The following is a 6,633-nucleotide window of genomic DNA, read 5'->3' as shown; positions in this document are numbered from 1 at the left end:
GACCCTCCGGCGAATCGAGCAGAGAGGTGATGACGTCGGGATTCAGGTAATGCTCGAAGGCAAGGCGCAAGTAGCGCTTCTCGCGACCCTCAGTGATGTATCGATAACCGGCCAAAAACATATAGACGAGGATCGCGGCGAACATCGGGAAGACGATCCCGATCACAAGACCCTCATGAAGGAGGCGGTATTGAGCGTAGGCGTAATAGCCGACCAGCAGGAGCACGCCCAACACCGCCGACGCCATCGCGGACAGCCACGCGACGCCAAGCGCCATTGCGATACCGATCAGCAGGGTGGCGAAAAACGCGATCTCCGTGGCCTCGAACGACCGCCGGACGAAGTCTCCCTGCAGGACGTTGTCGATTGCGTTGGCGTGGATCTCGACGCGCGGCATGTCGCCGTCGACCGGAGTTACGCCGCGATCGCCGAGTCCGTGGGCGGTAGCGCCGACCAGCACAATTTTTCCCGCCAACTTTTCCGGCGCAATTTTGCGGTTGATAATGTCCGAGATGGAGTAGTGCGGAAATGGATTTGCGCCGCGGCGGAAGTTCACCAGCATACGGCCGTCGTCATCGACCGGTATCTGGATCCCTGCGATCGATACCCCGGTCACCCCATTGGGACCAAGTCCCAACATTATCGGCTGATTGTCCGCAAACGCGTCGGCGATGGCCAGGAACAGTGGCGCACAGTAGCGTCCGTCGAAGCGGATCACCGTCATGTCGGTCCGGATGACGCCGTCGGCGTCCGCGTCGACGTCGAAGTATGCGGTCGAGTGCGCCGCGTCCTCGAGCAGCACGTACGGCGGCTGATACGCCTCCGCCTTGATCAAATCCATCGCCTTGCCCGGGGCTTTCCGCACGATTCCATAACTCAACGGGCCGGGCGGGCGAATGTGGTCCAGGAACCCAAGCGTCCTTTCAGCCGCATGCCTCTGGAACAGGTGGCTCTGAAATTCGTACCCGAGTATTGTCCTGCCCTGCGCTTTCATCGCCCTGGCAAAGGCCTCGTCGTTGCTCGGTCCCAGCACGTCGCGAATCGACTGTTCGGTCACGCCGAGTCGCGCGAGCTGTTCACTTATTTTTGAGCGTGCTACGTCGCCCTTGTCAGGCTCGCTGAAGATCGCATCGAATCCGATGACCTTGACGTTGTAGTCCTTGAGCGCATCGACCAGCTTGCCCAGCACCTGCCGCGGCCACGGCCATTGCCCCAGTTCTGAAATACTTTTGTCGTCGACCGCAGCGATCGCGATTGCGCCCGAGGACGGATGCGGAGCGATGGTGTTGATACGAAGATCGTAAGCATCGAGATCCATGCGCTCGAATGCTCCGAGAAAGTGGTCATGAAAGGCGAACATGAACCCCAGCAGCACGATTCCCAACAGGAACGTGCGCGACGAGAATCTGGGGTGTGACGATTTCGCGCTCGCCATCGTTAGCGATTCGAGCTTAGCTCGCCGGCGCGCCCGCCGCTATTCAAGGTAAATGCGCGTGAAACGTCGCGCCTACTCGAACCAGCTGAGCTGCTTGTACATGCTGATCTGGCCGTACTGATGCGCGTTGCCGTAGCCGGCCTGCGCACTGACGCCCATCTGCCACGGCCGGTAGTAGAAGCCGAGGTCGGGTCCGCCCTGCCCTTGCGCGTTGGTCAGGAACCCGCCGAAATACATCGCGCCGCCGATGCCGCCGAGGACCATGTACTTTTCGGTCGAGAGCAGGATCGCCTCGACATCGATCTCGCTGCTTTCGACGCCATTTTGCCAATCGTAAATCGTGCTGAAGGAGGTGTTGATCGGATGCTGACTGTGCAGCCATAGCCAACTCGAGAAATCGCCCTCGACTATGGTGGCATCGCTGTCCGCCACATCGTGGCCGGCCGAGACGTAGAGATGCGTACCCTGGCACAGCGTAAAATCGGCGCCGCCCTGGAAGCGCCCAAAGTTCAAGCGCGGGAAACTACCGCTGCCCGGCGCCAGCGGACTCTCGAAGCCGTTGCCGATCCACAATTGGTAGCCAGTCGCGCGACCGAAAAACCCGATGTACGGTGTGACGCTTTGCTCGACCTGCACGCCCTCCTGCAGGACGCCGTATTTGTCGCTGACGAAGCCGCCGCCGAAAACCGTCGCTTGAAGAAGTCCCGGCGTTTGCAGTGAGAAGAATCCGGGATAGGTGTCTTCAAACCATTGCGCATGTGCAGACGGCGCAATCGCCAGCGCGCTCAACACAACTAACAGGGCGACCGTCGCATTGACCCGGGATTTTCGATTCTTCACCACGTCTCACCTCCCCCCACCAATCGGCGTCGTTGTAGTCATGTCCACGCATACCGGGCATGCCGGCACCGGCGCTGCGCTCGATCCCGGCGCGGCTCCGGCGAAACTGGCGCCTCCGGCGTTTGCGCTGTCGAGCGACACTGCGCCGGTCATCGACAAAGGTCCGGAATCAGTCGGAGGTTTGTCGCATGGCACGGTGGCCTCGTATCCGGCGTGGACATCCTCACCCGCGGCGGAACTACCAAGGTTCGCGAGGTTGACTGTCCCCTGGTAAACGGAGACGTCAGTATACTTTTCGCATCCCTGGTAGCCGGGCCTGATTACATTCTCGCTGTAGGCAGTGTCGAACTTGGTGCCTCGAACTGCTGCGACGGCGTTGGGGGTATGCACCTGGTAGTTGGCGGCAGCGCCGCCCGAAGCAGCATTGACGAGCGATCGCATAACACCCGAAAACAAACTCACTCGCGTGGTCGCAGCTCCGGCGCCAAGCGTGAACTGATCGAGCGCGATGCTGCTGCCGGGGCCAAGCTCGAGGCGGCTTTGATCGTTGAGCACGATGACGGCGTGACCGCTGGAGCCGGTGACGATTCGGTCGCCGACATTTACGCCGACGCCGGAGGCCGCTCCGATCGTTGCGCCACCGGCGCGCTGAATCTGCACCTGGCCGCTGACCGATTGGAACGATCCAGCCGCAGTCTGTGCCAGCGCTTTTCCAGATACGACCAACAGCGCACTAATGAGCAACCACCCCGCAGCAACTCCGGCGCTATGGTGTATTCGGTCTCGACGCATCTAATGGCGCTCCTTTAATACTGCGCCTACCTTGTATTTGTCCGCGTCATCATTTGTCAAATGGCCGCGCTAAACATCTGTAATCGCAGCATAAATGAAAAGGGCGCGAGCATCGCCCGCGCCCCTGTCCGCTCAAAAAAATAAATCCGGCGCGCCGTGTATGCGCGGATTCGATTGCCGCCTACCGCTTGGAGTATTGCGGCCGTTTGCGCGCCTTGTGACGCCCGTATTTCTTGCGCTCGACCTCTCGCGGATCGCGCGTCAGCATCCCACCCTTGCGCAGCGTCGGCCGCAGCGTCTCGGTCGCGCTGACCAGCGCGCGCGAAATCCCATGACGCACCGCGTCGGCCTGCGCCGCGATTCCGCCGCCCTCGACGCTCACCAGCACATCATACTGCCCTACGGTCTCAGTCGCCTCGAACGGCTCGAGGATGCGCATGCGCGACGTCGGCCGCGGGAAGTAGTCCTCGAGCGTGCGCTCGTTAACGGTGATCGTGCCGCTGCCGGGCAGCATTCTGACGCGCGCGACTGCGGTCTTGCGGCGTCCTGTCGTCCAGATGATATTTTTCTTCTCTGCCATGTAAAGTTCGTACCTTGGTTAGACGCTCACCGTCCTGACTATACGCTTACGCTCTTGGGCTTCTGCGCGGCGTGCGGATGCTCGGCGCCGCGATAAACTTTTAGTTTGTTAAAAATCTGATGGCCGAGGCGATTCTTCGGCAGCATCCCCTTCACCGCGATCTCGAGCAGCCGCTCGGGCTTCGCGTCGAGCATCTTGCCCGCCGCAGTCGTGCGAATTCCGCCCGGCCATCCGGTATGCCGATAGTACACCTTGCTGAGCGTCTTCGATCCCGTCAGTCGAACCTTGGCGGCGTTGATAATCACGACGAAATCGCCGGTATCCTGGTTGGGGGTGTAGTCGGGACGCGTCTTACCGGTCAGCAGACTGGCGGCGCGCGACGCGACGCGTCCGAGTGCTCGCTCGCTCGCATCGATCACGACCCATTGGCGGTCACGCAGTCCACTCTCGCGCGAGATACTGCGGGTTTGTTCGGTCAGCTTCAACTTAGTTCCTCTGAAAAATCAAATTTTGGCGGGGCCGATGGGATTTGAACCCACGACTTCCGACGTGACAGGCCGGCGTTCTAACCGGGCTGAACTACGACCCCGCCCGAACCATCTGTTGTTACATTTTCCAGCACGCGTAGCAACAACGCATGTCGCAACTGGAGTTTCCAAATAGCCTCTCTCTATCAGGGAGAGGCCGACGCGCGTCCTCGCGCGGCGGGTGAGGGTCCAAATTCCTGGTTCCGAATCTTCGCAACTCGAGCAAGACCTCAACGCGAACCACGAAAAGATCCTCTCCCAGGCTGCGACGATCCACCTCCACGCGGGCGCGGCGAGACAGTAGGCTCTTTAAGCAAGCTACTGATCTTCTCGATAACCTCGTCGGTCGATGCAAGCGCGTCATTGTCCCAAAAGCGAGCAACGCGGTATCCGAGCCCTTCAAGATACTTCGTCCTCTGCTCGTCGCGAACCATCATATCCATATGCTGCGAGCCATCGAGCTCGACTACCAGCAATTCTTTCGCCGCGCAGAAATCCGCAAAGAATGGCCCGATCGGAAATTGCCTTCGAAATTTGACGCCGTGCAATCGTCGTCCTTTAAGGCGATCCCAAATTTTCTTTTTCGGCGTCTGTCTGCGCGCGTCGAAGGTCGCGCGCTCGATCTCGGCGGAGGTTGTCGTCGGCCACGATTGTTTTCTGGTCGCCCGTGAATCTCTCAGGACCAAGCCGCAGAACTTGGAATTTGGACCCTCACCCGCGCTAGAAGCGCGGCCTCTCCCTGATAGAGAGAGGCTATATCGGACGCGCGCTACGCGACGCGGCGCATCAATTCCAGGATGTCGTAGCCCGTGATCTCGCGGCTCTTTGCGGACCAGTCGCGCAGCTCAGCGTCAGAGACCAGGCCGGCTTGCGCGCCTTTGGCCAGATCCATCAGCCCAATCTTGATCGTTGCCTCGTCGATCATCTCGCCCGACTTCGGATCCGCCATCGAGCCACCCCCTTTCTCGTGGTAGAGCTTGATTACGCGCCGCGCTTCCTCGACCTGATCGACGCTCGGCGTGTAGCACGCATTCGCGATCTCCGCCTGCTGCGGATGGATCACCCAGGTGCCGTCCATCCCGAGGTTCGCGGCGCCGACGTTCTTCTCGCGCAGTCCCGCCTGCAGTTCCTTGACCCGCTCGGGCGAATCCGTGTTGCGCCACAGTCGTAGATAGACGTTGTCGATCGCATGGAGGCCCGCGGCCTTCGCAGCGACCACCACCGCCTGCTTCGAGTAGTGAAAATTCTGGTTCTGATTTTCGACGATCTCGCGGATGCCGAGATTTGCGGCGTAGTCGGCGATACCGAACACCAGCCCGCACATCCTGTCCGACGCGGTCGCGATTTCGTAAGCGTGGATCAGCGCGTGCGGCGTCTCGATCAGCGACTCGATCTGGACGCGGTACTTCCAGCCCGCGCGCTTTTCGAGATCGTCGAGCAGCTTCGACACCTCGCGAATTTCCTCGGGGCCGCGCGTCTTCGGCAGCATGATACCGTGGAAGCGATTCGGCGCGCCGAGCACGATCGCCTCCATGTCGCCCTTGAAAAACTTCGAATGAATATTGTTCGGCCGCACCGTCACGACCTTCTTGCCGAAATCGAGCGTGTTGAGCGCCTCGACCATCACCTTGCGGCTCTTCTCGCCCTTGAACTCATACGGGCACGCGTCCTCGAAGTCCGCCATCACATGATCGACCGGCGCCTTGACCGGATCGGCGGCCGTCGTATGCAGCTTCATGTTGTGACCGGGGTAGGTCATCTCGGTGCGCGGAATTACGAAGCGTGTGCCTTTGTCGAGTACGTACATTGATGGATTTCTCCCGCTGATTCTTTGTTAGCGCGTCAGGCCGGCAGGTAATGTGTCTTGCGCTTGATCAAAACGGTGCGCTCGATTTCAACTACGACAGTACCGTCGGGCTTCTTGCCAATCAGTTTGAACTTTACGAGTCCCGCGTCGGGCCGGCCGGCGTCGCGCTTTTCGAGCACCGTGGACTCGGCGTAAATCGTATCGCCGTGAAAGACCGGATTGGTATGCTTGCCGTTGTCCATCTCGACTTCGGCGATTGCGTTCTCGCTGGTATCTTCCGACGCGAGGCCGACCGTGAACGCCAGGACGACGCCGCCATAGACCAGCAACTTGCCACCGACAAACGCGCCGGGATTTTTGTCGATCAAATCCTGGTTGAAGTGCAGCTCCGCCGTGTTCATCACCAGCGAAGTGAAGTTGTGATTGTCAGCCTCGGTGATCGTGCGGCCGCGCTGATGGACGAGCGTGTCGCCGACCGTGAAGTCCTCGAAGTAGCTGCCGTCGCTGGTGATGCTCACGTTCAGTTCTGCTCCATGATACGCCGGCCGATGACCTCGTACTGAATTTCGCTGGTGCCTTCGAAGATCGACAGCACTCGCGCGTCGCGCCAGAAACGCTGCGCCTCGAACTCCATCGAGTAGCCGTAGCCGCC

At 60.2% G+C, this 6,633-nt stretch carries 9 protein-coding genes and 1 tRNA gene; all 10 read right to left on the bottom strand.

The window, feature by feature from the left end:
- A partial coding sequence (locus VIW95_RS14080; protein ID WP_331587597.1) for a CHASE2 domain-containing protein occupies positions 1 to 1,435 on the bottom strand: 1,435 nt, incomplete at its 3' end.
- 72 nt (positions 1,436 to 1,507) lie between these two features.
- Entirely contained in the window at positions 1,508 to 2,275 is a 768-nt protein-coding gene (locus tag VIW95_RS14075; protein WP_331587595.1) for a hypothetical protein, read from the bottom strand.
- Positions 2,276 to 2,281: 6 nt separating this feature from the next.
- Complete coding sequence (locus VIW95_RS14070) at positions 2,282 to 3,019, bottom strand: FecR family protein (protein ID WP_331587593.1); 738 nt, start codon at positions 3,017 to 3,019, stop codon at positions 2,282 to 2,284.
- A 229-nt stretch (positions 3,020 to 3,248) separates the two neighbouring features.
- Positions 3,249 to 3,647, bottom strand: coding sequence for a 30S ribosomal protein S9 (gene rpsI, locus VIW95_RS14065; RefSeq protein WP_324093828.1), 399 nt, complete (start codon positions 3,645 to 3,647; stop codon positions 3,249 to 3,251).
- Between the two features lie 38 nt (positions 3,648 to 3,685).
- A complete protein-coding gene (gene rplM, locus VIW95_RS14060) occupies positions 3,686 to 4,132 on the bottom strand; it encodes a 50S ribosomal protein L13 (protein WP_331587588.1) in 447 nt (148 codons plus the stop codon).
- 26 nt (positions 4,133 to 4,158) lie between these two features.
- Positions 4,159 to 4,236 (bottom strand) — tRNA-Asp (locus VIW95_RS14055).
- Between the two features lie 168 nt (positions 4,237 to 4,404).
- The gene (locus VIW95_RS17525) at positions 4,405 to 4,722 is read right to left on the bottom strand and encodes an endonuclease domain-containing protein (RefSeq protein WP_349259326.1); all 318 of its coding nucleotides are present in this window, start codon (positions 4,720 to 4,722) and stop codon (positions 4,405 to 4,407) included.
- A 221-nt stretch (positions 4,723 to 4,943) separates the two neighbouring features.
- Positions 4,944 to 5,981: a CoA ester lyase gene (locus VIW95_RS14050; RefSeq protein WP_331587586.1), complete on the bottom strand. Its 1,038-nt coding sequence runs from the start codon at positions 5,979 to 5,981 to the stop codon at positions 4,944 to 4,946.
- A 35-nt stretch (positions 5,982 to 6,016) separates the two neighbouring features.
- Positions 6,017 to 6,499: a MaoC family dehydratase gene (locus VIW95_RS14045; RefSeq protein ID WP_331587584.1), complete on the bottom strand. Its 483-nt coding sequence runs from the start codon at positions 6,497 to 6,499 to the stop codon at positions 6,017 to 6,019.
- 2 nt (positions 6,500 to 6,501) lie between these two features.
- Positions 6,502 to 6,633, bottom strand: a 132-nt coding sequence (locus VIW95_RS17645; protein ID WP_414645296.1) for an acyl-CoA dehydrogenase family protein, incomplete at its 5' end; no start/stop codon positions are given.

It is taken from the genome of Binatus sp. (SeqCode), from assembly GCF_036522015.1.
Classification (GTDB): domain Bacteria; phylum Desulfobacterota; class Binatia; order Binatales; family Binataceae; genus Binatus.
Note: the sequence above shows the minus strand (reverse complement) of the source record. Positions and strands in the feature narration are given on the sequence as shown.

Coding starts and splice junctions, on each gene's coding strand:
- rpsI (WP_324093828.1), bottom strand. CDS start 3,647: ATGGCAGAGAAGAAAAATATCATCTGGACGACAGGACGCCGCAAGACC.
- VIW95_RS14050 (WP_331587586.1), bottom strand. CDS start 5,981: ATGTACGTACTCGACAAAGGCACACGCTTCGTAATTCCGCGCACCGAG.